Source organism: Chachezhania sediminis, from assembly GCF_009765275.1.
GTDB lineage: Bacteria > Pseudomonadota > Alphaproteobacteria > Rhodobacterales > Rhodobacteraceae > Chachezhania > Chachezhania sediminis.
In genome coordinates, this window is the sequence record NZ_VOPH01000010.1 from 118081 (window position 1) to 140626 (window position 22546).

A 22546-nucleotide genomic window follows, 5' to 3' on the forward strand; every position below is an offset into this window, starting at 1 on the left:
ACGGGCGCCGCCCCGCGGGACGAGGATCAGATCTCGATCTCGTACTGCATGTTGTCGTCGGGGTTTTCCTGCAGGTTGCAGACCGCCTGCGTGTCGACGGGCGCGACCTGGTTCAGGGTCTCGACCACCTTCATCTTCTGGTCCTCGACCTCCATGATATGCACGTCGAGAATGGCATGGTGGGTCTGCGGATCGATGGCGATGTTGCCCGCCGGGCCGACGATGGAAATCCCGCTTTCCAGCGCCTCGACCACCGCGTCGTGTTCAAGGCTACCGGCCTTCTTCACGCCTTCGGCCCACAGCATGATGCCCTGATAGGTCGAAACGGCCAGTTCATGGATCCCGGTCGTATCGCCGTAAGCCGCCTTCCACTTCTCCTTGAAGGCCTTGTTTTCCGGCGTGTCCAGTTCCTGCGAGTAGTTGTAAGCCACCATGATCCCGTCGCCCTCGGCCGAGGTCAGGACCTTGTGTTCGTTGCCCACGCCCATCGTGGTCGACGCCAGCGGGATTTTCGTGTTCATGCCGGCCGCCGCCCATTGACGGAAGAACGACAGATGCGCGCCGCCGACCAGCGGGGCCACGACCAGATCGGGCGAAGCCTGCTGGATCTTGGTGATGGTCGACCCGAAGTCCGACACGTCCAGCGGGAAAAAGTCGGTCGCCACGACCTCGCCGCCGTTTTCTTCCACGAATTTCTGGATCCAGCGCGCGGTGATCTGACCGTAATTATAGTCCGCGGCCAGGATATAGACCTTGGGCCCGGACTTCTTCATCGCGTAGGGGACCAGCACCTCGACCTGTTGGGTCGGCGTCACGCCGGTGACGAAGATGTTGCGGTCGCAGACGCCGCCTTCATACTGGACGTTGTAGAAATACAGCGTGTCGGTCTTGCGCATCGTCTGGCGGATCGCTTCGCGCGAGGCCGACAGGATCCCGCCATGCACCACGTCGACACGGTCTTGCCGGGTCAGCTTCTGGGCATACTGGGAATAAAGCGCCATGTCCGACTGGGTGTCGTAATCGATTATCTCGACCTGGCGTCCCAGAAGGCCCCCGGCCGCATTGATGTCGGCCACCGCCAGCCGCGTCGCCTGGTCCATCGGCTTGCCATAGGCGTCGAAGATGCCCGAGGTGTCGAGGATCGAGCCCAGCTTGATCGTGTCCGCCGCAAGGGCCGCGCGGGGCAGCAGGGAAGCCGTGGCGAGGGCAGCGGCGCCGGCGCCAAGGAATTCTCTCCTTTTCAGAGACATCTTCATGTCCTCCGTTGTTGGGTTTCTGTCGTGTGGGGAAAGGTGACTTCAGGTCACTCTTCAGGTTTGGGTTTGGGGATGTCCTTGCCCCGCATCTTGGTGGCGTAGTCGGCCGTGCGTCCGGCCGTGGCCACGTCGAAATCCAGCCCGATTTCCTCGCCCATCTGCTTCATCGCGGGCAGGCGCACGGCCATGCCCAGGATCTGGTCCATGGCCGAACCAAAGGCGCTGTCGCCCCCGCCATCGCCCATGCCGCCGCCGCCCAGCCCGCCGATATGGTTGATGCGGATCGAGTCGATCTTTTCGACCGGCTTCATCATCTGGGTCATGATTTCGGGCATGCGGTCCAGCTTGCGCTCTTCCAGCCGCATCCGAATCACGGCGTCGCTCAGCGTGTTTTCTGCCTGGTTCAGGGCTGCACGGCCCGCGGCCTGCGCTTCCATCGCGGCCTTTTCCGCATTGGCGGCAGTGGTCTTGGCCGACGCATCGGCCTGCGCCCTGGCCAGCAGGGTGCCGACATCGCTTTTCACGCGGGCATCTTCCAGTTCGATGTCGCGTTCCTGCTTCATCCGCGCGATCTCGCGTTCGCGCTGGGTGACGGCGCGTTCCTTCTGGGCCTGCACGCTTTCCGCGGCGAGGATCACCTGGGCGCGGGCCTCTTCCTCGGCGGCCTTGGCTGCGGCTTCCTTGGCGCGGGCCTGCGCCAGCCGTATGTCGTTGGCGATCTTGGCCTCTTCCAGCTCCAGCAGGGCCTGCATCTCGGCCTTGCGCAGCGCCTCGTCATTGGCGACCTGCGCAGATTTGGTTTCCCGCTCCTGCACGATCCGCGCGGTTTCCGACGCCCGCCGTGCCTCGGCCCTTGCCGTGGCAGACCGGCTTTCCGCCTCGGCTTCCAGCCGCGCCAGGTATTCCTGCTGTGCGATTTCCGCTTCGCGCTCGGCGCGTTGCAGTTCGATCTGGCGCTGGTGCTGGGCCAGCCGGTGTTCGCGCAGTACGGTTTCTGTCGTCGTCTCGATGGCGATGCGGGCCTTGCGCTCTTCCGCCACCAGCTCCGCCAGCCGCCGCATGCCGCGGGCGTTGAAGGCGTTGTTCTCGTCCCGCTGGCTCAGGTCGCTTTGATCGACGGCCACAAGCGAGGCCGAAACAAGATCCAGCCCCAGCCGCTCCGCCTGACGCGCCACGGTTTCCGAAACTTCCTCGGAGAAGGCCGCGCGGCCGATGTGGATGTCGCCCAGGCTGCGGCTGGCGGCAGCGGTCTGGACCGCGCTGGCCAGCGTTCCGCCCAGGACCTCCTCGAAGGCCTCGCCGCTGCGGGCGATCCGGTGGCCCAGGGCTTGCGCCGCAACGGCGATGCCCGCGGGTTCGGGGCTGACACGCAGTTCGAATTCCATGACGATGTCGGCACGCAACTGGTCGCCGGTCAACACAGCCTCGCGGCCCGTCCGGGTCAGCTTGATCGCCGCGGTCTGCATCGAAATACGCTGAAGTTGGTGCACGATGGGCAGCGCCACGCAGCCGCCATCGGTCAGCACCCGGCGGCCGCCCATCCCCGTCCGTACCAGCGCGGTTTCAAGCGTCGCCTTGGCATAGAAACGCTGAAGGAACCAGATCCCGATCAGCAGCAGGACCACGAAGATGATAAGGGCCGAAATCCAGAACAATACGTGTGCCTCCGCTGCCCGCAGCCCCGTGCTTTCGGGGCGACTCCTGACGACAATCAGAGGTTACGAAATTTGCTTTCCATTTCAAGTAATTTATTTGATTTGGAAAGCAATTTGAAAATACGTTATATTACAATGGCTTGAAGTCGCAGAACTGCAGGCCGTCGGCGCGTGCCAGATAGACGGTCGGCCGGCCCTGCCCCGAGGTGCAGGACCGGCTGCGCCCCGACAGATAGCGGACCGGCAGGGCATCCCGTGTGGACGCGCCGCGCCAGCGGTCTCCGTGGTTGCAAAGCAGCGACGAGAGATAGTTCACTCCTTCGTAGCACGATTGCCCCAACGCATTCAGCGCCGGGGCAAAGTCGCCGTGCATGGTGTGATAGCGTTCCTTGAAGGCGGCGTTCGCATCGGTCGACAGGGCGCCGAAATAGGACGACACGGCGAAGAGCCGCTCCAGGTTGCCCGCCCCGCAGGCCATCAGGCCGTTTTCCTCGATCGCGCAAGACAGGCGGATGATCCTGCGGTGCAGGCCCATCTTCCCGAACACCCGGTTGAAGTCGACGGCATCCTGCCCCACCAGCGACACCAGCACCGCATCGGCGCCCGACGCTTCCAGCGCTTCGGCGACCGGCCGCATCCTGGAAAAGCCGAAGGGCAGGTACTGCTCCATCACCACCTGGACATCCAGCGACTTCAGCAGGTCCTTGGCATAGTTGTGGGAACTGCGCGGCCAGACGTAATCGTTGCCGATCAGCGCCCATTTCCGCGGGCGATAGGTGGTCTGAAGCCGCGAGATGGCCGGGCCCAGCTGTTCGTGCGGCGTTTCGCCAATGGCAAAGAGGCCCGGCGTCGACTCTCCGCCTTCATAAAGCGGGGTATAGATGTAAGGAATGCGTTGGCGGACGACCTTCGACAGCCGCTGGCGGATCGCGCTGATATGCATGCCGACGATGGCGTCGATGGCCCCCATGTCGATCAGGTCGTTCACGATCTCCTCGACCGGTTCTGCTGCCTCGACCGCGGCGTCGATCATGATCAGCTGCACCTTGCGCCCGTCGATGCCACTGGCGCGGTTCAGCTCGGCCACCGCGACCTGCGCGGATGAAATGCAGGACGGCGCCCAGATGCCGGCGGATCCGCACAGCGGGATCAGCAGCGCGACGCGAAAACAGTCCGACCGGGCCAGAAGCCCGCTCTCGCGGAAAACCGCAAGTTCCATCGGCATGGACTCGTCCGCCGAAACCCGTCCCAAGGCATGTCCCCCCCGCGCAACCGGGATAATCCGGACATAGCAATTGAAACTAGTTTCCAAGTCAAATAAATTGAGGCCGAGCAAGCCTGGATCCACGATGTCTGCACAGAAAAAGCACTTCGAGAACCACCTGTCCTATGTCCTGGCGGCCGCGCACCGGTCGATCAGCAAGTCCTTGTCTGATCGACTCAGGAAGCACGGCATCAAGATCGAGGCCTGGCGCGTCATGGAATGCCTGGACGCGGGCGAGCGTCTGACAATGGGGCAACTGGCCGACCGGGCGCTGGTCAATCCGCCCACCCTGTCCAAGCTGGTGGACCGCATGGTGCTGGACGGTCTGGTCCATCGCCGTGTCGCGGACGAGGATCACCGCCAGATCAACCTGCTGCTGACCTCGCTGGGCCGGATGCGGATGATCCAGATCCGCGAGGATGTCGACGCCGAGGACCAGAATCTGGCGGCGCTGCTGGACGAGACGTCGATCGACCTTCTGCGGAAGGCATTGGCCAAGCTGTCCTGACCGGTACGCCGACCTGCTGTGACCGGTCCCGGTCGCCTGGCCCTTCTGTTCTGCGACCGATGATCTTCCTGCCCTGAACGGCCCTGCGCATGCAGGGTACAGGGGGACATCTTGACCCGGCGCAACCGGGGATGGTTCCGGCCGGCTGCAACAGGCGAAGGGTCTGCGGTCAGACCAGCGGCGGGTCTTCTTCCAGATGGTGGATCAATGTGTCGCCGGTATATTCGGACCGGTAGAGGCCCGCCTCGGCCAGGCGCGGGATTAGCTCGGTCAGTGTCAGGTCCAGCGACCGGGTCGACCCGCCGGGAACGGCCACGAATCCGTCGATGGCCCCGGCGCGGAACCAGCGCGTGATCTCTGCCTGCGCCTCTTCGACCGTGCCGATCACTTGCCAGTGCAGCGAAGCCAGCGTTTCCGGCCGGGTCAGCAGGTCGGCAAGCGTCGGGCGTTCGGCGGCGATCAGGCGCAGAAGCTTGTCGTATTGCCCGCCCCTTTTGGCCTGGGCCAGATCGGCGGCGGTGACGTGCCTGTCCTCGGGCCAGTCGGACAGGTCCAGGCCCGTCGCCGCCTGCAGGCGCTGCAGCCGTTCCGACCGGGTCACGCGGGCATGGGTCGCCATGAACAGGTCCCGTGCCTCGGCCCGTGTGGCGCCCAGATACAGGCTGAGCCCCGGCAGCATCCGGACGGCCGCGGGCGAACGGTTGTGGGCCCGGGCCCGTTCGCTCAACTGCGCGCGCATCTTGGCGGCTGTGTCGATATCGGGGGTCAGGGCAAAGACCATGTCGGCGGTCCGCGCGGCATAGTCGATCCCCATGGCCGACCCGCCCGCCTGCATCAGCGGAATCCGGGGCCCTGCATATTCGGGGATGTTCAGCGGCCCTTCCACGTCGAAGGTGGCGCCGTGGTGGTTGATCGGCAGGATCAGGTCGGTATCGGCATAGCGGCCAGTGTCCCGGTCGACCAGCAGCGCCTCGGCCGGGAAGCTCTGCCACAGTTTCTGCACGATGTCGGTGAATTCCTCGGCCCTGGCATAGCGCGCCTCGGACGAGGGCATGTCGGGCAGGCCGAAATTCTGGTTACCCTGCAGGGCCGTGACCATGTTCCATCCGGCGCGCCCGCGGCTCATCCAGTGGAGAGACATGATCTGGCGCGCGGCCGTGTAGGGATGGCCGAAGGTGGTGGAAATCGTGGTGACCAGTCCGATCTTCGACGTCTCGCGCACCAGGGCCGCGACCAGTAGCGTAGGATCGACGGAAGAAAAGCCGAAGCTTTGTTCCAGTGGTTCGACCATCAGGAAGCTGGCATCGGGGCGAAACACGAAGTCCAGATGCGCGGCCTCGGCCTTTCGGGCGATATCCAGCGCGAAATCCGCGGAATAGAGACCCTCGATCCCGCTGTCGGGCGCCCGCCAGCCTTCGCCGCTCAGCCAGGTCGGGGCCAGCGACATCCCGATGCACAGTTTTGGTCGGAGCATGTGGTCCTGCCTATGTCTTGAAGTCGTCTGGACCGGCCCCGGCAAGGGGGCCGGCCGGTTATGTCCGAAGCCTGGGATCAGAACGTGCCGCGGACGCCGATTCCGACCATGCGCGGGCTTGTCACGCTGGCCTGCGTGAAGGCCGAAGTCGAGCCCCGCGCCGGTTGCAGCAGCACCGGCACGCGTTCGTCGAAGACGTTGTTGACATAGCCATACAGCTCCACCGCGTCATTGATGCGATAGCTGGCCTGCAGGTCCACCAGCGTATAGCCGTTGACCCGGTAGGCAGGCGTGTTTGCCGCGTCCGAATAGTAGCCGTCGACATAGCGCATATCGCCGCCGATGTTGAAACGGTCGGTCACGTCCCAGCTGGCCCCGACCGAGAACATGGTCCCCGGCGCGTTGGCGAAGGCGTTGCCGACCCAGGCCGACTGTTCCGGGAAATCCGTGAACTCGGTATTCAGCAGGCCAAGACCCGCCTGCAGCGACAGCGTACTGATCGGCTGATAGTCCATCGACAGTTCAAGGCCGTAGGACCGGGCGGATTCGGCGTTGATCGTGTGGACATAGGTCACGCCGTTGACGTCGCCGGTTATGTTCTGCTGGGCATTGGAATAGTCCATCAGGAACAGGTTGCCGTTCACGAACAGCTTGTCGCCCATCAGGTTGGCCCGGGTGAACAGTTCGTAATCCCAGACGGTTTCCTTGTCGAAGTTCTGGAACTCGTGAGTATAGAGGAAGTCGAGCGAGACACCGCCGGGATTGTATCCCTTCTTGACCAGCGCGCCGACGGTAAAGTCCTCGGTGATGTCATAGGCCAGCGACAGTTTCGGCAGCAGTTCGGTGAAGGTCTCGGCGTAGTTCAGGTTGGACTTGGCAAAAAAGGGCGAGACAGTGCCCGACCGCTGGATCTGGTCCCGTTCATAGCGAAGGCCTGCATTCAGGGTCCACCGGTCGGTCATCCGCCAGGTCAGTTCGCCGAACAGGCCCAGATTGTGCTTCTGGTCCTTGAAGGTCGAAATCCCGCCCTGATTCAGCACCTCGTCCGCCGTGGTATAGGCCGCCCACAGACCCATGATCCCGCTGACGACGTCGTCCGGCTGGCCGAAGGACAGCAGCGTTTCGTTGGTATAGGTGTCCTGCCTGATGTCGGCATCGCCCGCGGCCGGGTTCTGGCTGACCCTTCGGTCGACATCGGCCTGCGAATACTGGGTCTGGTTCGACAGCATCATGCCGTTGCCGAAATCGTATTCGACATCCAGGATGCCCACGTCGGTGGTCTGTTCCCAGCTGGGCATCTGCGTCGTGGGGGACACCAGGTCGTCATAGGGCGGGCCCGCCCCTTCGATACTGGGCCGGTTCGACCTGGTGTGGCTGTAGGTCAGCATGACCTCCAGCCCCGGCACGTCCATGGGCGCCCAAAGCAGTTTAGCCCGGCCGTTCATGTTCTTGAAATTCTGGCCGAATTCGTTCTGCGAAAAGACCGGGCTGGAATAGGTGATGAACGTATCGCGGGCGGAGTAGTCCAGCGCGATCCGGGCGGCCAGCTGTTCGCCGATGGGCGCGTTGTATATGAAGGACGCGCGGCGCTGATTGTAATTGCCGACTTCCAGCCGATAGGCGCCTTCGCGATAGAAGACCGGGTCCTTGGTGTTGACTATGATCGCACCGGCAATGGCGTTGGCGCCCTGGACGGTGGTCTGGGGACCGCGGAAGACCTCGATCGAGTCGACGTCCCAGATCGACGTCGCACCATAGAAGAGCTCGTTATAGCTCTGGTAATGTCCGTCGACATTGACCGTCGCGCGCGGAACCGTGCCGCCGAAGAAGGCATAGGCGCCGGTCTGCGGTCCTTCGGAATTCACGCCGCGGAAGATCGGCGTGCTGACGGATCCGTTGTAGAAGACGTTTGGCGTGCCCTCGACGGCGCCCTGGACGTCGTCCTTGCCGGCCCGTTCTTCCGCGATCTCGTCGGCGGTGATGACCGCCACGGAACTGCTGGTGTCGGCGATATCGCGTACGATTTTTTCGCCGGTCACATAGATGGTGCCCAGGTCATAGCCTTCGGCGATGACTGCGTCCTCTGCTTGCGCCCCGCGGAAGGAAGGCGCGGCGGCAAACACGGCGGCGATGGTCAGCAGGCTGGCGCTCTGCGCCAGCCGCGCACGTTGGGTGTGAAACATGTGGTCCCCTGATCGGTCTGGAGATTCAGGCTGGCATGGCAGGGACCGGCTGGCGGAATACGCGTTCCGCATTGCATGACGTGTTCCGCAAGTCAATCGATGCGCCGCTTTTCCCGACAAAAACACTTGTCTATTGTTGCCGCAGCCACCCAGGTAAGCTGTTCGCAGCGGAGGAGACCCAGGTCATGAAGGAATTCGAGCTGTTCCCGGAAGAGCAGGCCGAGGCGCCGGAGGCAAAGCGGTCGACGACGATCCAGTCGATCTCGGTCGCGATGCGCTTCCTGACGGTCTTGGCCTCGGCCGATTCTGCCCTACCCTTGGGCGAACTGGCCCGGCTGGCGCGGGTGGGGCGGTCGACGGCGCATCGCTACATGCAAAGCCTGGTGAAGGAAGGCCTGTCGCGGCAGGACCCGGTCAGCGGCCATTACGAACTGGGGCCTTCGGCGCTGAGCATCGGGATCGCGGCGCTGCGCCAGGTCGATGCGGTGGATATCGCCGGGCTGCAGATGAAGCAGTTGGCCCAAAGCCGCGCGATGAGCAGCGGCGTCGCGATCTGGACGGAACACGGGCCGACGCTGGTCCGCTGGTATCGCGGCGCGCATTTCGCGATCTCGTCGTTGGGGCTGGGGGACACGCTGCCGGTCGACAACACCGCCGTGGGCCTGATCTTCCAGGCCTTCCTGCCCCGCGCCCAGATCGAGGTTGCGCGCCGGATCCAGCCCGAACCCTTCCGCGGCAGCGCGCCGGCGCGCGACGTGATCGACCGTGTACGCCGCGAGGCCTGGGCGGAACTCACCAACCACCTTTTGGCCAACGTCACCGGTCAGGCCGCGCCGATCCTCGATGCACAGGGAGAGCTGTCCTGTGTCGTGACCTCGGTCACCGACCTGAATATGCTGAAGGCACCCGGCGACCGGCTGGCCCTGCAGGAGGTCGCCCGCGTGATCAACCGCGCGACGGGCGGACAGGCCTTTCTGGGCTGATCTTTTCATTGCAAACAGAGGCCTGTCGGGGGAGTCTCACCCATCCGCAAGCGCGGGTCGCGGTCGACCCGTCCGCCGGGGGCGGCCGCAAACCTTATCGCCCAGACGCCGGACGTCCCGAATGGATCCCTGCCGAAAGCCTTAACCCGCCTTCCCCCGCGGGATGACCATTGGCCGACCCGTCAGCGGGTCGGGCATCACCAAGGCCGGCAGGTCGAAGACCGTCCGGATCAGATCCTCGGTCACGATCTCCTCGGGGTGGCCTTCCGCGACGATGGCCCCGTCCCGCATCGCCACGAGATGAGAGGCAAAGCGGAACGCCAGGTTCAGTTCGTGCAGTACCGCGACCACGGTGCGGCCTGTGGCGTTCAACTCACCCAGCAGTTCCAGCAGTTCAACCTGATGGGCGAGATCCAGAAAGGTCGTGGGTTCGTCCAACAGCAGGATCGGCGTCTCCTGTGCCAGCACCATCGCGATCCAGACGCGCTGGCGCTGCCCGCCCGACAGGTCGGATACCGACCGGCCGGCCAGGTCGATCACGCCCGTGGCCGCCATCGCCGTGCGCACGGCCCTGGCATCCGCTGCCGACCATTGCTGCAAGAAGCTTTGATGCGGGAACCTGCCGCGCGCGACCAGGTCCGCCACCGTGATCCCGTCCGGTGCGGTTGAACTTTGTGGCAAAAGCCCAAGCCGCCGCGCGACTTCCCGGGACGGAAGCTCGGCAATCGCCTTTCCGTCCAGCACCACCTGCCCGCTTTCGGGTGGCAGCAGCCGGGCCAGCGCCCGCAACAGGGTGGACTTGCCGCAGGCATTCGGCCCGACGATGGCGGTAAAGACCCCGTCCGGCACCGACAGCGACAGGTTCTGCGAAATAGCCCTTGCGCCATATCGCAGCGTGACCGCCTCGGCTTGCAGACGGTTTGTCATGTCGCACCCATGCCGCTTCACCCGTTCCGAATACACGCCTTCGTATTGCATTGCGGAACGCGCTCTGCAATATGGACACAGCCAGAATGGGGACAGGTCCACCGGACTGCCCGCGAAAGCCAGCCCGTATCACCGATTGTTCGACTCCGCCGCCAGGCGGGGGAAAGGCTGCCATGACCTCTGCCCCAAAAGATGTTGTCCGGGACCCAAAGGGTATCCTGGAACAGGACGACCACATCCGCGACATGGAACGCACGGCGATGGAGGTGGTTGCGATCGGCCGACCCTTTGCATCGGTCGCGCGTGTGACGGGCCGGGTGCCGTCGGACCGGCCCGAGGCCTGGGCCCGCCCGAACGTCGCCATCCGGATCGACGTCGAAACGCCCGAAGGCGAACGGCCGGTCAACCGCATCTACACCGTTCGCAGCTTCGATGCCGCGACCAGCCTGATCGAAATCGATTTCGTCCTGCATGAGGACGACAGTCCGGCCATGCGATGGCTGGCGAAGACCCGGCCCGGCGACACGGCCAGCCTGATCGGCCCCCGCAACCATTTCGTGCCACCCTGCCCGCCCGGCAGGAAGACCGCGATCTTCGCGGACGACACGGCCATCCCCGCCGTCTACGCGATCCTTTCGGCCTGGCCCGTGGGCGCAGAGGGCGAGGTATGGGTGGAGACCGCAACACGCGAGGCCTTCGATGAACTGCCCGACATCCCCGGTGTGTCCCGGCACCTGCTGCTTCGCCGTGCCGACATGGCGCCGGGCACCGGGCGGCTGCTGATCGGGGCTGCGACCGATGCGCTGGCCGATCCGGCGGGCTGGACCCTCTGGGCCGCAGGCGAGCGTCAAGAGATGAAGGACATGCGGAGCCATTTCCAGGCCGCGGGCATGGCCCGGGCCGACATCCAGATCCTGGGCTACTGGCGGCTGGGAACCTCCAGCTCGGACCTCGACCGGATCCGCCTGACGGTATACGAGGCGATCCGCGCCAGGAACCTGCCGATGGAGGCGCTGGACGATGCCGATCTCCCGATCTGATCTGTGCGCCGCCATCGGCACCGCCGCGCTTTGCTTGGCCTTGGCCCTGCCCGCGCAGGCCGACGAGGGCTGGCCCCGCATCATCCGCCATGACGGTGGAGAGCTGACCCTGGACGCACCGCCCGAAACCGTCATCTCGGCCTCGCCCGGGCTGACGGGCACGGTGCTGGCGCTGGAGGTGCCGCTGCAATCGACCGCCGCCGCAATGGTCAGCCCGATTGCCGACGACGACGGTTTCCTGCTGCAATGGGCCGATGTCGCGCATGAACGCGGCGTTCAGGTCCTTTATCCCCGGCTGGCCTTCGATTTCGAGGCGGTGCTGGCGGCCGATCCCGACCTTGTCATCGGCTCTTCGACCGGGGCGGACACAATCCTGCCCTACCTGGACGACCTTCAGGCCATGGGCGTGCCGGTGCTGGTACTGGATTACGGCCGAAACGACTGGATCGAGCTGGCCCGGACGCTGGGCCGCGCCACGGGGCACGAGGCCCATGCGGAACGGATCACGCAGGACTTCGCCGACCGCGCGGCCGAGGCAGCGGCGAAAATGACCCGGCCCGACGGCACGGTCAGCATCGTCAACTACGGCATCGGCGGCACCTATGCGGTATCGAAGCCCGACAGCGCGCAGGCGCGGGTCCTGACGGATCTGGGTTTCACCGTGACGGGCCTGCCCGATGACATGCGGGGCGCCGTGCTGGATTCCCGGGAATTCGACTTCATCTCCTATGAAAACCTGCCTGCCGCGATCACGGGGGAAACGGTGTTCATCCTGAACGGCACGCCGGAAACGGTGCGGGCCTTCCTGGCCGATCCGGTGCTGGCGAACCTGCCGGCGGTGCAGACGGGGCAGGTTTACCCGCTCGGGCAGACCTCGTTCCGGATCGACTATTACTCCGGGCTCGACATCGTCGGGACGGTGGCATCCTACTTTACCGAATGACGACGGGGCTGGCCCTTGCCCGGTCGCGGGCGCCGTTGGGCTATGCCGTGGGCCTGGCGGCGACGGTGCTGCTGGTGCTGGCCAGCTTTGCCGTGGGATCGCGGCCGATCCCCCTGCCCGAGGTGGCGGCGGCCTTCGCCGCCTATCAGCCCGGCAACGACCTGCACCTGATCGTGCGCGAACTGAGGGTGCCCCGAGCGTTGCTGGCGATCCTGGTGGGCGCGGGCCTTGGCATGGCCGGGACCGTGATGCAGGCGGTGACCCGCAATCCGCTGGCCGAACCCGGACTTCTGGGCGTGAACGGCGGGGCCGCGATGGCGGTGGTGCTGGGGGCCGCGGCCTTCGGGCTGACCGCGGTCACGCAATTTGTCTGGTTCGGGTTTCTGGGCGCCGGCCTGGCGGGTGCGGCCGTCTTTTTCCTGGGCCGCGGGCATCAAAGCGGCGCCGACCCCGTTCGCTTGCTTCTTGCCGGGGCCGGCCTGTCCATCGTTCTGGGCGCGGCGGTCAGCCTTGTGATCCTGAATGCCGGGCTGGAGGTGCTGGACACCTTCCGCGGCTGGAGCGCCGGGTCGCTGGAAGGCCGCGGCATGGCGGCTGTCTGGACCATGGCGGTGGCGCTGGTGATCGGCGGCGCGCTGGCACTGACGCTTGCGCCGTCCCTGAACGCGCTGGCCATGGGCGAAAGCATGGGCCGCGCGCTGGGGCTTCATCCACAGCGGATCTGGGGGCTGGCCTGCCTGTCGGTCATGATCCTGGCCGGTGCGGCAACGGCGACGGCGGGGCCCATCGGTTTCGTGGGCCTTGTCGCACCGCACATGGCGCGGGCGGTGACCGGGCCCGACAACCGGGACCTGCTGCCGTTGTCCGCTTTGTTCGCGGGCTGTCTGCTGCTGACCGCCGACATCATCGGCCGGGTGATCGTGGCGCCGGACGAGCTTGCCGCCGGCATCGTCGCCACGATCCTGGGCGGGCCCTTTTTCATCTACGTGGTCCGGCGGTTCCGCCTGGCGCGGCTGTGATCCCGGCGGGCCAGCGCCTGCTGCGCCTGGGCGGGTGCAGCCTGCTCTGGCGGCCGCGTACGCTGGCCGTCGGTGCCGTGCTGCTGGTGGTGGCCGGTGCCCTGGCGCTGGCCCTGCTGGGCATGGGCACGATCCGGCTCACGCCGGATCGGGTGCTGGCCGGGCTGATGGGCAGCGAAGACGACGGGATGGCCACACGGATCGTCCGGCTTCTGCGCCTGCCCCGCCTGCTGACTGCGGCCATCGTCGGGGCCTCGTTGGGTGCGGCCGGTGCGGCGTTTCAGTCGATTTCGCGCAATGCGCTGGGATCGCCCGATGTCATCGGCTTCACCACCGGTGCAGCGACCGGGGCAATTACCGGCATCGTCCTGTTCCAGACCGGTCCGACCGAGACGGCATTGGCCGCCGTCGGCGCCGGCCTGCTGACCGCTTTTACCGTGCTGGCACTGGCCCGGCAGCGCGGCGCGGGCGGCGGATACCGCCTGATCCTGATCGGCATCGGTTGCGGCGCGGTCCTGACCGGCGTCAACACGATGCTGATGGTCAAGGGCGGCATCGACCAGGCGATGGCGGCGCAGATCTGGCTGGCAGGTTCGCTGACCGGGCGCAGCTGGTCCCATGTCGGCCCGGCCTTCGTCGCGATGCTGCTGCTGCTGCCGGTGCTGGTCGTCAACGCCCGAAGGCTCGCCCTGCTGGAGATGGGGACGGATATCGCAACGGGCCTGGGCATCCATGTCGGCCGGACGCGCATGGTGGCGGTGCTGGCGGCTGTCGGCCTGACCTCGGTCGCCACGGCCAGCACCGGGCCCATTGCCTTCATCGCGCTTGCGGGGCCGCAGATCGCCCGACGCCTGACCCGTGCGCCGGAAGTGCCGATCCTGACCGGCGCCCTGACCGGCGCCGTGCTGCTTCTGGCCGCGGACCTTCTGGGCCAGGTCGCTCCCTTCCGCCTGACCCTGCCCATCGGGCTGACCACGGGCCTCTTGGGCGGACTTTACCTCATGGTCGTCCTGTTGCAGCGGGACCGCTAGCGGTCGTGCGGTTCGAAGACCGACCAGCGGCAGGCGGTCGACAGTTCCTCCAGCGCCGCGGTGCCGCGCAGCGAATTGCCGTGCTTGTTCAGCCCCGGCGACCATACGGCGACCGAGGCGATGCCCGGCACCACGGCCAGGATCCCGCCGCCCACGCCGCTTTTCGCCGGCATCCCCACCCGGAACGCGAATTCCCCCGATCCGTCGTAATGTCCGCAGGTCAGCATCAGCGCATTGATATTGCGCACATGTTCCGCCCGGACGGGCGACCGGTGGGGATGGATATGCGCCAGGAACCGGCCGAAGCGGGCCAGCTGCTCGCAACTCATCCGGATGGCGCATTGGTGGAAATAGGTCCCCAGGGCCAGCGCGCAGGCATTGTCGAGGTTGCGATAGGCCCGCAGCATGTGGGCCAGCGCCCAGTTCTTGTCGCCGGTCAGCTTTTCCGACCGCGCCACTGCCGCATCGATGTGGATATCGTCGTCGGACGCGGCGTAGCGGACGAAATGCAGGATCTCGGCCAGCGTTTCCCGCGGCCTGGCGCCGACCAGCAGTGCATCCGTCGTGACGATGGCGCCCGAGTTCACGAAGGGATTGGGCGGAATGCCGTCATGCACTTCCAGCTCGTGGACCGAGTTGAAGGCGTTGGTCGACGGCTCGCGCCCCACACGCTGCCACAGCCGTTCGCCAAAGCGCCCCAGCGCGATGGAAAGAGTAAAGACCTTCGAAACGCTCTGGACCGAGAATTCGACGTCGGCGTCCCCGGCGCTCAGTTGCCGCCCGTCGGCCAGACAGACGGAAATCCCGAAATGCCGTGGATCGACCTTGGCCAGTTCCGGGATGTAATCGGCGACTTTCCCAAGATCGGGTGCTCCGCGCATGTCGGCGCAGATCTTTTCCAGAAGGTCGACATCCATGGCGATGCATCCGTGCCCGTAGCGGTGGCGCCCCGGGGATCTGTCCGGCGCCCGGCATGGAACCACGTCCCGGGACGCCGGTCACGACGGATTCGTGCAAGAATGCCGGCCGCGGGCCGGGACTGTATCGCGTCCGCATCGCCATGGCGGAAAAGGCGCCCATGATGCCGGCGTCCATGTCCCAATCGCGGCACGGGTCGGCCTTGCCACCCCGCGCTCCGGGTCCCGGCGGGCATCGTCCCCTTGCCCAGTGTCGCGCCGGTCAGTCCTTGCCGCGCGGTTTGCGGGCCGGTTCCTTGCGCAAGGCGACCGTGGCATTGATAGCGGCATGATAGTTGCGGTCCGCGAAATCCAGCAGCACGTCCAGTTCTGCGTCGGAATACCGGGCCAATTCGTCCAGCCAGGCGCGGTTGGCGCGGCGGTTGATGGCGCGGATCTCCTCGATCCGTGGCCAGACCGGTTCCAGGAATACCCGCCGCCGGTCACCGGTATCGCGGACCCGGCGGATGTAGCCTGCACGTTCGATCCGGTCGATGACGCCGGTGATCGCGCCGCTGGTCAGCCCGGTTTCCTGCGCCAGCTGGCCCGGGGTCACGTCCGTTCCCAGCGTGATTATGAACAGGCATTCCAGGTCGGTCTGGTGCATCGCCAGCTTGCCCGCAAGGACCGACCCGTAAAGCGTGCGCTGTGCATTTGCCGCGCGGATCCGGCGCTCCAGCAGCTCGATCCGGGCCATCTTGCCGGACTCCACGGGCACGGGTGCTTCGTCCTTGACAGCCATGCGCGAAACCCTCTTAGATGCTGAATATCTTATTCACTAAGATATAGGCGCGCCCTCTACAAGCACTGCGAGAGTCGGGCGCATCGGGGGATCGGGAACCGCATATGGGACGGCGCATCATCATCGACACGGATCCCGGGCAGGACGATGCGCTGGCGATCCTGCTGGCGCTGGCGTCCGAACAGGCGCTTGAGGTCGCGGGCATCACCACCGTGGCCGGAAACGTGCAGGTCGAGCAGACCACTGTCAATGCCCTTCGGATCTGTCAGCTGGCCGGGCGGGACGACCTTCCGGTCCATGCGGGCTGTGCCGCGCCCCTGATGCGTCCCCTTCACACGGCAGAGTTCATATGTGGCAGCGACGGGCTGGCGGGCATGGCCCTGCCCGCGCCGCGGCGGCGGGCCAATCCGGGCCATGCCGTGAACTTCATCGTGGACACCCTTCTGGCAAGCGACCGGCCCCTGACGCTGTGCGCGCTTGGCCCCCTTACCAATATCGCCATGGCCCTGCGGCTGGCGCCCGGGATCGCGGGCACAATCGACCGGCTGGTGATCATGGGCGGCGCGCGGGATCTGGGCAACATCACTGCGGCGGCCGAGTTCAACACTTTCGTCGACCCCCATGCCGCGGCCATCGTCTTCGACGCCGGCATCCCGATCACGCTGTTCCCCCTGTCCGCGACCTATCAGGCCGTGGCCTCACCTGCCCGGCTGACGGGCTTTGACGGTTCCGGTCCGGTGCAGGCCCAGATCCTGTCTATGCTGCGCCGGGAACGGCCGGGTGGCGCCTCGCTGGGCGGCGGTGAAGGCCATCCGATGCACGATCCGTGCGTCATCGCCTGGCTGCTGTGGCCGGACCTCTTCGAGGGCCGCGACTGCCGGGTCGATGTCGAAACCACCGAAGGCCCGACCGTGGGCCGCACCACCATCGACTGGTGGGGTCGCAGCGGTCAGGCACCCAATGCCCACGTCGTGGGCCAGCTGGATGCAGATGCGATGTTCTTGCGCATGGCGGATGCCGTCCGGACGCTGGATGTTGCGCCCACCCCGATCAGACAGGTCACCTGATGCCCCACATGCTGGAAGATTTCACCGCCAAGGCCGAAGCCTCGATAGCTGCGATGAAGGCCGCTGCCGCCCAGGCCCGGCGCTACCACGCCGCGGCCGAACTGACGCGCCACATGCTGCTGACGATGCAGAAGTTCATGGACCGCGGCAAGGACGCGGCTGTGGCGGCCGTGGTCGAGGACTGGATGGGCGCCTGGCACCTGGACCCGGAAGCCTGGCCCGAAATCGCGGCAGAGATGAAGGCCCTGACCGGCGCCTATTACGACTATTGCAAGGCGCCGTCGGACGACACCGACGCCGCGCTGCGCGCCGCCTGGGACGCGCTGAAGGCCGTCCACGACACGCCGGAACGCACGCTGGAAGACCAGATGGCCTGGCGGTCAGTCTGCGCCCATGGCTGGTGGGGCGATGTCAGCCCGGCGCCGGCCGGCTATCGCGACCACGATGCAGACCGGGCGACCGAACCCTTCTGGGACAAGGCCTGTCCGCCCCAGTGCCTGGGACAACCATGACCCCCTGTCCGACGGATATGACCCGATGAAGAAGCTGATCGAGACCTACGGCACCGCCCTGGCCGGGCTGGCGCTGTTCGTGTTCCTCGCGATCTTCGCCAACAACTTTCTCAGCACGGCGAACCTGTTCAACGTGCTGAAGCAGGTCAGCTTTCTGTCGATTCTGGCCTTCGGCTTCACCTTCGCGCTGATCACGTCGGAACTGGACCTGGCCTTTGCAAACCTCTGCAGCCTTTCGGCCGTTGTGATCGGCTTCCTGATCTCGTCCGATGTCGCCTGGCCCGTCGCCGTTGCGGCTGGCATCGCCACGGGGCTGTTCGGCGGTCTTCTGAACGGGTTCCTTGTGACGGTGCTGAAGGTGCCTTCGCTTATTTCGACCCTTGGAACCGCGTCGATTGCAAACGGTCTGGCCTTCATGATCACCGGCGGCGTTGCCTTCGTGGGCCGGTGGGACCAGAATTTCCTATACCTCGGTCGCGGCAAGATCGGGTCGGTCCCGGTGATCATCCTCTTCACCCTGGCGATCCTGGCGGTGGTGCTGGTCTTGTCGACCCAGACCCGGCTGGGCGTCCATCTGCAAGCCACGGGCGAGAACGAGGAAGCCGCGCGCCGGTCCGGCATCGACACCCGCAAGGCCAAGATGATCGGCTTGGCGCTGTCGGGCCTGGGCGCGGGCGTGACGGCGATGTTCCTGGTGGCGAACCTGTCGTCGGCCGCGCCGCAGATGGCCGGGGACTTCATGCTGAACGGCATCGCGGCGACGCTTCTGGGCATGACCATGTTCACCCCCGCCAAGCCCAATATTCTGGGCACGTTCGTCGGCGCGCTGATCATCGTGATGCTGTCCAACGGCTTGGTCCTGCTGGGCGCGCAGTATTACATCCAGGACATCATGCTGGGTATCATCATCATCGTATCGGTCGCCGTCTCGGCGTCTGTTCTGAAGAGGGCGGCCTTCGCCCTGTAACAATAATGGACGGGAGTTGAAGATGAAGAACATCAAATACGCGCTGGCCGCGGCCAGCCTGGCCGGAGCGGCGGTCGCCGGCACGCAGGCCTATGCATTCGAACTGGGCGTCGTGGCCTTCCAGATGTCCGCCGAAACCCAGGCGCGTTGTGCCAATACCGTCGGTGAAAAGGCTAAGGAGCTGGGCTGGGACGCGCAGGTCCTGAATTCGAACGGTTCGCTGGAAACCCATGCCTCGCAATTGGACAACCTGATCCAGAAGGGCGTGGACGCGATGATCCTGTGCATGTCCAAGCCCGTGCAGTTCGACGGCCAGTTCCAGGCCGCGAAGGACGCCGGGATTCCGGTTATCACCATTTCGTCGGGGGCCAGCCCGCACACGCTGTTCGACGTGACGCCGAACGAATATGTCATGGCCGCCGAGGCCGCGATCTACACGCTGGGCAGCATCAACTTTGAAGGCAATATCCTGGCGCAGAAGTTCGAATCCAACACCGGTGCCCGCATCCGGGGCGAGGTGCTGGACCTGGTGCTGTCGGAAAACCCGCAGGTGAAGCTGGTCGGCGAACATTCCATGGCCCGCACGAAAAGCTGGCAGGACGACGTCCGCAACGGGATGAGCGCGCTGATCCTTCAGAACGCCGGCAATTTCGGGGCCGTCTGGGCGTCCTTCGACGGTCAGGCGCTGATCATTGACGACCTGCTGAAGGAAGGCGGGATGGAAAAGGGCGACGTGGCGCTGGTGTCCATCGACGGCGGTCAGGAAGTCTATCGCCGGATCAAGGATCCGTACTCGATGATGACCGCCACCGTGGCCATCCCGTTCGAGGACATGGCGGCCTCGGCCGTGGAGATGATGCAGAAGATCGCGGTTGACGGCGTGGCCAAGGAAGACCTGGTGCCCGGGCCCTACCTGTTCATCCCGGCGACCCTGGTCGACAAGACCAACGTGGACGAATTCATCGTCGAATAACTGGCGCGCCCGCACCAAGGGGCCGCAACCGCGAGGACATCATGCCGGTCAAGATTTCGACACGGAACATCTTCAAGAACTACGGCGCGGTCGAGGCCCTGAAAGGCGTCAGCGTCGACGTTCACGAAGGCGAGATCCACGCGATCTGCGGCGACAACGGTGCGGGCAAGTCCACCTTCATCAAGATCCTGGCCGGGGTGGAACAGCCCGACCGGGGAGAGATCGTCGTGGACGGCAAGCCCGTTCATTTCGACAGCCCGCATGCGTCCCTGACGGCGGGCATCGCCACGATCCACCAGGATCTGGCGGTGGCGCCCGAAATGACGATCTACCAGAACATCTTCATGGGGGCCGAGCTGACCCGGAACGTGCTCGGCCTGCGGCTGCTGGACAAGCCCGCCATGCGGCGCGCGGCGGTGGGCTACATGGCGCAGCTGAACCCGTCGATCACCGACATGAACGCCAAGGTGAACGAATTGTCGGGCGGGCAGAGGCAGGCGGTCGCGATCAGCCGCGCGCTGCGCTGGAACGCCGACACCGTGATCCTGGACGAACCGACCGCGGCCCTGGGCGTGCGCGAGACGGAGCAGGTCCTTGACCTTGTCCGGTCGCTGAAAGCCTCCGGCAAGACTGTGATCCTGATCAGCCACGCCATGCAGGACGTGGCAGCCGTCGCCGACCGGATCTCCATCCTGCGGACGGGCAAGAACCAGATCGACCTGGAAGGCGGCGACCTGACCGCCGACAATCTTTCCCACTACATCCTCAGCGGCACGGGCGACCGGTTTCACTAGGTTCCGGGGCGGCTATGTGGATCCACTCCACTCAATGCTCGTTCCTCGGCGCGCTGGGATGGGACATCGGTGCTTTGGCAAGAAAGCGTAGAACTCGACCGGGTTCACCAAGCTTCGGAGGGTCGCTGACCAACTGTCCCACCCGGCCGCAGACCGGGTAGCGGCCGGCCCGGCTCCCAATAGGGGGGCGGCCGCTTCGCGCCCTTCCCGCGGCCCCGCCGCTACCCTTCTCGCAACAGCATCAGCCGTCCCGCCACCTTGACATCCCCGCCCCAAAACCATGCTTTGCACCCTGACGTCACGAAGGAGAGCCCGCATGGCACAAGTCCTGGCCTATGATCTGGGCGGCAGCAGCCTTCGGCTGGCCATCGTCGAAGCGGATGGCACCCTGTCGGACATGGTCCGAAAACCCCTGTCCCTGACGCAGTCCGGCGACCGGTCCGAGGCCGACCCGACCCTCTGGTGGTCCGCCTTCCGTGAGGCGGGCACCGAACTGGCCGCCCGAGGCCATGACTTCGCTGCCGTCACGGCAATCGGGGGCTGCGGCTTCACCCGGACACAGGTGTTGCTGGACGCGGATGACCAGCCTGTCCGTCCGGCCATCGCTTTCCAGGACGCCCGCGCGGCAGACCTGCTGGAGGAATTGCAGGCGGAAGCCCCCGCCCCGCTTCGCAGCCTGTACGTAAATCTCGGCCCCTTTGACCCGCTGGCGCGGCTCCTCTGGCTGCAACGGTACGAGCCGGAAAACTGGGCGCGTGCCAGAACGGTCATCGAGCCCAAGGATTATCTGAACCTCTGCCTGACCGGCATCGCCGCCGTCGACACGATCTCGCAGACGCCCAACCGGCGGGTGCTGGGAATTGACGCCAGTGCCGGTCTCGCCACACTGGGGATCGATGCAGACCTGATCCCGCAGGTCATCTCGCCCTTCGATATCGTGGGCCCCGTCCGCCATGGCCTGCCTGCGCCGTTCGACCGTCTGGCCGGCGTTCCGGTCCATTGCGGTTCGCTGGACACCTGGACCTGTGTCCTGGGTTCCGGCGGACTGGTCCCCGGCGCGGGCTATGGGATTTCCGGCACCAGCGACGTCTTTGGCGTGATCACGGCCACAAGGGCCGACGCGCCGGGCCTTCTGACAGTCGAATGGGGCCCGGATCTGTGGCAGCTGGGCGGCCCCAGCCAGGGCGCGGCCTCTCGCCTGCAATGGGCGGCAGAGCGGTTCCACAAGGGCCAGGGCATGGGCGCCGCGGTGGACGCGGCCCTTGCCGACATCTCTCCCGCTCCGCTGTTCCTGCCCTTCCTGGACGGAGAGCGGACCCCCTTCTGGGACCCGGCCCTGCGCGGGGCCTTCATCGGTCTGGACGCGGGCCACGACGCCGATGCGTTCCTTCGCGGCGTGGCCGAAGGCATGGCCTATCTGTCGCGCGAGATCCTGCTGCGGGCGGAAACGGCGACGGGGGAGAGGATCGGCCATGTCAGCTTCTCCGGCGGGCTGGCCGGGCATCCGGGCCTGTGCCAGCTGAAGGCGGATGTTCTGGACCGCCCGGTTCTGGTGCCCCACAGTGCCGAAACCGGCCTTCTGGGTGCGGCCCGCCTGCCGCTTGGTCCCGACCGCGCCCTGACGGCGCTGCCGTCCGATGCGTCGACGACCTACCTGCCGGACCCGGACCGCCGCGCCTATCACGACGCGCGCTTCGGGATGTTCCGCTTGGCGACAGAGGCTTTGCGCCCTGTCCTGCACAAGATGGCTGCCGACGGCGTGCGCTAGCCCGGCCCTCAGGCGATGGCGCGGATCGAATAGTCGGCTGTGCCATCCCAGCACAGGTCCCAACTGGCGCCGGGCCGGACGTTCTGGACGGCATGCGGGTCGAAACAGACCAGGCAATTGCCTTCCGGAGCCCGGACCGATGGATAGATAAGCCCCCGCGACCCGTCATGGCGCAGCGCATCGGCCAACCGCTGCCCTTCAGGGTAACCGCGGGCCGGATCGGCATCCAGCGCCGGATGGCCCGGTTCATCCGTCATGTCGTCGAAGGTGCCGATGAAGTCGGCGTGGAGTTCGACATAGCGCGCGGTGTCGTGGAAATGACCTGCGAAGGCCAGTTCCCGGGTTCTGTGAAAGGCGACCTCGGCCACCGAGACCATGACGTCCCAAGCACAGTACCAGGCGCCGCGCCCTTCGGCGTTGAAACGGTTGCCACCCGAGCGCGTATAGGTGAAGGCCGCATTGACATGGCTGTTTCCATAGACCC

At 65.8% G+C, this 22546-nt stretch carries 21 protein-coding genes; 12 read left to right on the forward strand and 9 right to left on the reverse strand.

The annotated features are described in order from the left end of the window. Window positions 1–26 precede the first annotated feature (26 nt). The 3 genes from FQK05_RS21620 to FQK05_RS21630 form a co-directional block, all read right to left on the reverse strand. Window positions 27–1250, reverse strand: a complete 1224-nt coding sequence (locus FQK05_RS21620; protein ID WP_158970883.1) for an urea ABC transporter substrate-binding protein — start codon at window positions 1248–1250, stop codon at window positions 27–29. A gap of 53 nt (window positions 1251–1303) precedes the next feature. Next, window positions 1304–2911, reverse strand: a complete 1608-nt coding sequence (locus FQK05_RS21625; protein ID WP_158970837.1) for a flotillin domain-containing protein — start codon at window positions 2909–2911, stop codon at window positions 1304–1306. Between the two features lie 130 nt (window positions 2912–3041). After that, the gene (locus tag FQK05_RS21630; protein WP_158970839.1) at window positions 3042–4136 is read right to left on the reverse strand and encodes a substrate-binding domain-containing protein; all 1095 of its coding nucleotides are present in this window, start codon (window positions 4134–4136) and stop codon (window positions 3042–3044) included. A gap of 124 nt (window positions 4137–4260) precedes the next feature. Between FQK05_RS21630 and FQK05_RS21635 the strand changes: the two genes are divergently transcribed. Beyond that, a complete protein-coding gene (locus tag FQK05_RS21635; RefSeq protein ID WP_158970841.1) occupies window positions 4261–4683 on the forward strand; it encodes a MarR family winged helix-turn-helix transcriptional regulator in 423 nt (140 codons plus the stop codon). Between the two features lie 169 nt (window positions 4684–4852). Here FQK05_RS21635 and FQK05_RS21640 read toward each other — a convergent pair whose 3' ends face one another. Continuing rightward, a complete protein-coding gene (locus tag FQK05_RS21640) occupies window positions 4853–6157 on the reverse strand; it encodes an NtaA/DmoA family FMN-dependent monooxygenase (protein ID WP_158970843.1) in 1305 nt (434 codons plus the stop codon). A 77-nt stretch (window positions 6158–6234) separates the two neighbouring features. Continuing rightward, on the reverse strand, window positions 6235–8340 hold the full coding sequence (locus FQK05_RS21645) for a TonB-dependent receptor (protein WP_158970845.1): 2106 nt from the start codon (window positions 8338–8340) through the stop codon (window positions 6235–6237). 185 nt (window positions 8341–8525) lie between these two features. Between FQK05_RS21645 and FQK05_RS21650 the strand changes: the two genes are divergently transcribed. Continuing rightward, window positions 8526–9323 carry an IclR family transcriptional regulator gene (locus FQK05_RS21650; protein ID WP_158970847.1) on the forward strand — a complete coding sequence of 266 codons (798 nt, stop codon included), beginning with the start codon at window positions 8526–8528 and terminating at the stop codon, window positions 9321–9323. 141 nt (window positions 9324–9464) lie between these two features. On the opposite strand, the gene FQK05_RS21655 is transcribed toward FQK05_RS21650, so the two are convergent. Continuing rightward, window positions 9465–10250, reverse strand: coding sequence for an ABC transporter ATP-binding protein (locus tag FQK05_RS21655; protein WP_158970849.1), 786 nt, complete (start codon window positions 10248–10250; stop codon window positions 9465–9467). Between the two features lie 173 nt (window positions 10251–10423). Between FQK05_RS21655 and FQK05_RS21660 the strand changes: the two genes are divergently transcribed. The 4 genes from FQK05_RS21660 to FQK05_RS21675 are packed head-to-tail and all read left to right on the forward strand — an operon-like array spanning window position 10424 to window position 14283. Beyond that, on the forward strand, window positions 10424–11290 hold the full coding sequence (locus tag FQK05_RS21660; RefSeq protein ID WP_199252736.1) for a siderophore-interacting protein: 867 nt from the start codon (window positions 10424–10426) through the stop codon (window positions 11288–11290). After that, window positions 11271–12233: a Fe2+-enterobactin ABC transporter substrate-binding protein gene (gene fepB / locus FQK05_RS21665; RefSeq protein ID WP_158970851.1), complete on the forward strand. Its 963-nt coding sequence runs from the start codon at window positions 11271–11273 to the stop codon at window positions 12231–12233. The genes FQK05_RS21660 and fepB overlap by 20 nt, the downstream gene beginning before the upstream one ends. Then, complete coding sequence (locus FQK05_RS21670) at window positions 12230–13252, forward strand: FecCD family ABC transporter permease (RefSeq protein WP_158970853.1); 1023 nt, start codon at window positions 12230–12232, stop codon at window positions 13250–13252. The genes fepB and FQK05_RS21670 overlap by 4 nt, the downstream gene beginning before the upstream one ends. After that, the gene (locus tag FQK05_RS21675) at window positions 13249–14283 is read left to right on the forward strand and encodes a FecCD family ABC transporter permease (RefSeq protein ID WP_233270627.1); all 1035 of its coding nucleotides are present in this window, start codon (window positions 13249–13251) and stop codon (window positions 14281–14283) included. Before FQK05_RS21670 ends, FQK05_RS21675 begins: the two co-directional genes overlap by 4 nt. Here the strand turns inward: FQK05_RS21675 and FQK05_RS21680 are convergent. Together FQK05_RS21680 and FQK05_RS21685 are read right to left on the reverse strand one after the other, a co-directional pair. Continuing rightward, window positions 14280–15200 (reverse strand): glutaminase, encoded by a 921-nt coding sequence (locus FQK05_RS21680; RefSeq protein ID WP_158970855.1) that lies wholly within the window; start codon window positions 15198–15200, stop codon window positions 14280–14282. The two genes, FQK05_RS21675 and FQK05_RS21680, sit on opposite strands and share 4 nt — an antisense overlap. A 262-nt stretch (window positions 15201–15462) precedes the next feature. After that, window positions 15463–15981 (reverse strand): MarR family winged helix-turn-helix transcriptional regulator, encoded by a 519-nt coding sequence (locus FQK05_RS21685; protein ID WP_158970857.1) that lies wholly within the window; start codon window positions 15979–15981, stop codon window positions 15463–15465. A gap of 104 nt (window positions 15982–16085) precedes the next feature. Here FQK05_RS21685 and FQK05_RS21690 point away from each other — a divergent pair, with 104 nt between their 5' ends. The 6 genes from FQK05_RS21690 (at window position 16086) to FQK05_RS21715 (ending at window position 22062) form a co-directional block, all read left to right on the forward strand. Beyond that, window positions 16086–17048, forward strand: coding sequence for a nucleoside hydrolase (locus FQK05_RS21690; protein WP_158970859.1), 963 nt, complete (start codon window positions 16086–16088; stop codon window positions 17046–17048). Next, the gene (locus FQK05_RS21695; RefSeq protein WP_158970861.1) at window positions 17048–17560 is read left to right on the forward strand and encodes a hypothetical protein; all 513 of its coding nucleotides are present in this window, start codon (window positions 17048–17050) and stop codon (window positions 17558–17560) included. The genes FQK05_RS21690 and FQK05_RS21695 overlap by 1 nt, the downstream gene beginning before the upstream one ends. Window positions 17561–17585: 25 nt before the next feature. Next, window positions 17586–18527 carry an ABC transporter permease gene (locus FQK05_RS21700; protein WP_158970863.1) on the forward strand — a complete coding sequence of 314 codons (942 nt, stop codon included), beginning with the start codon at window positions 17586–17588 and terminating at the stop codon, window positions 18525–18527. 22 nt (window positions 18528–18549) lie between these two features. Further along, window positions 18550–19500, forward strand: a complete 951-nt coding sequence (locus tag FQK05_RS21705) for a sugar ABC transporter substrate-binding protein (protein WP_158970865.1) — start codon at window positions 18550–18552, stop codon at window positions 19498–19500. Window positions 19501–19541: 41 nt separating this feature from the next. Next, a complete protein-coding gene (locus FQK05_RS21710) occupies window positions 19542–20294 on the forward strand; it encodes an ATP-binding cassette domain-containing protein (protein ID WP_158970867.1) in 753 nt (250 codons plus the stop codon). A gap of 316 nt (window positions 20295–20610) precedes the next feature. Then, complete coding sequence (locus FQK05_RS21715; protein ID WP_158970869.1) at window positions 20611–22062, forward strand: xylulokinase; 1452 nt, start codon at window positions 20611–20613, stop codon at window positions 22060–22062. 8 nt (window positions 22063–22070) lie between these two features. On the opposite strand, the gene FQK05_RS21720 is transcribed toward FQK05_RS21715, so the two are convergent. Further along, a partial coding sequence (locus tag FQK05_RS21720) for an RES family NAD+ phosphorylase (protein WP_158970871.1) occupies window positions 22071–22546 on the reverse strand: 476 nt, incomplete at its 5' end.

What these genes read in the sequence shown, in the direction of transcription:
- FQK05_RS21680 (WP_158970855.1), bottom strand. Translation starts at nt 15,200, where the DNA reads ATGGATGTCGACCTTCTGGAAAAGATCTGCGCCGACATGCGCGGAGCA.
- FQK05_RS21655 (WP_158970849.1), bottom strand. Translation starts at nt 10,250, where the DNA reads ATGACAAACCGTCTGCAAGCCGAGGCGGTCACGCTGCGATATGGCGCA.
- FQK05_RS21670 (WP_158970853.1), top strand. Translation starts at nt 12,230, where the DNA reads ATGACGACGGGGCTGGCCCTTGCCCGGTCGCGGGCGCCGTTGGGCTAT.
- FQK05_RS21710 (WP_158970867.1), top strand. Translation starts at nt 19,542, where the DNA reads ATGCCGGTCAAGATTTCGACACGGAACATCTTCAAGAACTACGGCGCG.
- FQK05_RS21695 (WP_158970861.1), top strand. Translation starts at nt 17,048, where the DNA reads ATGCCCCACATGCTGGAAGATTTCACCGCCAAGGCCGAAGCCTCGATA.
- FQK05_RS21700 (WP_158970863.1), top strand. Translation starts at nt 17,586, where the DNA reads ATGAAGAAGCTGATCGAGACCTACGGCACCGCCCTGGCCGGGCTGGCG.
- FQK05_RS21690 (WP_158970859.1), top strand. Translation starts at nt 16,086, where the DNA reads ATGGGACGGCGCATCATCATCGACACGGATCCCGGGCAGGACGATGCG.
- FQK05_RS21635 (WP_158970841.1), top strand. Translation starts at nt 4,261, where the DNA reads ATGTCTGCACAGAAAAAGCACTTCGAGAACCACCTGTCCTATGTCCTG.
- FQK05_RS21630 (WP_158970839.1), bottom strand. Translation starts at nt 4,136, where the DNA reads ATGCCGATGGAACTTGCGGTTTTCCGCGAGAGCGGGCTTCTGGCCCGG.
- FQK05_RS21685 (WP_158970857.1), bottom strand. Translation starts at nt 15,981, where the DNA reads ATGGCTGTCAAGGACGAAGCACCCGTGCCCGTGGAGTCCGGCAAGATG.
- FQK05_RS21715 (WP_158970869.1), top strand. Translation starts at nt 20,611, where the DNA reads ATGGCACAAGTCCTGGCCTATGATCTGGGCGGCAGCAGCCTTCGGCTG.
- FQK05_RS21645 (WP_158970845.1), bottom strand. Translation starts at nt 8,340, where the DNA reads ATGTTTCACACCCAACGTGCGCGGCTGGCGCAGAGCGCCAGCCTGCTG.
- FQK05_RS21705 (WP_158970865.1), top strand. Translation starts at nt 18,550, where the DNA reads ATGAAGAACATCAAATACGCGCTGGCCGCGGCCAGCCTGGCCGGAGCG.
- FQK05_RS21660 (WP_199252736.1), top strand. Translation starts at nt 10,424, where the DNA reads ATGACCTCTGCCCCAAAAGATGTTGTCCGGGACCCAAAGGGTATCCTG.
- fepB (WP_158970851.1), top strand. Translation starts at nt 11,271, where the DNA reads ATGCCGATCTCCCGATCTGATCTGTGCGCCGCCATCGGCACCGCCGCG.
- FQK05_RS21620 (WP_158970883.1), bottom strand. Translation starts at nt 1,250, where the DNA reads ATGTCTCTGAAAAGGAGAGAATTCCTTGGCGCCGGCGCCGCTGCCCTC.
- FQK05_RS21650 (WP_158970847.1), top strand. Translation starts at nt 8,526, where the DNA reads ATGAAGGAATTCGAGCTGTTCCCGGAAGAGCAGGCCGAGGCGCCGGAG.
- FQK05_RS21640 (WP_158970843.1), bottom strand. Translation starts at nt 6,157, where the DNA reads ATGCTCCGACCAAAACTGTGCATCGGGATGTCGCTGGCCCCGACCTGG.